1 protein-coding gene is annotated in these 1,039 nt (G+C 52.8%); it reads right to left on the reverse strand.

Annotated elements, in window-relative coordinates; translation table 11 throughout:
• Window positions 1-1,039 (reverse strand): type I restriction endonuclease (locus JF66_RS20625; protein WP_035880820.1); only part of this gene is annotated, 1,039 nt, incomplete at both ends.

Raw genomic sequence — 1,039 nt, forward strand, 5'->3', positions numbered from 1 at the left:
GTCCTGATAGTTGTTCACGGAGCTTCGGATGGCATCGGCGTACAGGTAGATCTCGTCAAGTGAATCAATCGCGTGACGCGTTTCGGTCTTATCCGCATCAAAAATGCCGACGTACTTCTGTTTCTTTCCGTTGAAGTGCAGACGTGCGATGGGCTTGCGATTGTTGTCATCGAGAAGCACCGCGAAATAGGACTTTGCGTCACGGTGCATCACGCGTTGCGGCTTCACCTCGCTACATGCAATCGCCTTCACAATTTGGTAGCCCTCGAGCTCTTCAAGGGTGGTTTCAATGTCTGTATCCAGTTCGAGATCATCCTCTGCAACGGGCTGGCTCGTCATGGCGGCGGCCTGTGCATCTGCTGTTTGAACAGAGAAGCTAGAACCTCCGAGAGCGGTTTTGAGTCGATCGTTGACTTGATCGTTCAAGAACTGGCTTGTTGCCTTTGTCACGAGCGACGTGAATTGCTCGCGCACCTTCTGGGTGAAAGCTCCTTCATAAACGCGGGTCGTGAAGAACCGAATCCACTCATCCTGAGGGTCTTTGAATTGAGCCGCGACGGTGCGCTTGATCTGACCGATATATTTCAGCTCTTCGGCTGCGTTGATAATTGAGTCTAGGTCGAACACGTCCTTGGTGAGCTTGCGCAATTCGGGGATGAGTGTCTCATCAATGTCCAAGAGGTCCAGCACCAGGAAGGGTTTTTCATCCATCCGGTTGGGCGCATCGAGGTCCGTGTAGAACTGGTATGTCTCACCGTTGGTGAGAACCGCGATTCGTGCGTTGGTCACGGCAAAATAGCGGAAGAGCTGCGAGGCATGCTCGAGTTTCAGGGCCTCCTTGGATTTCTTGCACTCGATGAGGATCTGCACTTCGCCGTCGCGCATGATGGCGTAGTCGATTTTCTCGCCCTTCTTCAGACCCACATCGGCGTTGAATTCAGGAACGACCTCGAGTGGATTGAATACGTCGTAACCCAGAATTGTCGAGATGAACGGCATGATGAAGGCGTTCTTCGTGGCTTCCTCGGTCTGAATCGCC

The organism is Cryobacterium sp. MLB-32, from assembly GCF_000738085.1.
GTDB lineage: Bacteria > Actinomycetota > Actinomycetes > Actinomycetales > Microbacteriaceae > Cryobacterium.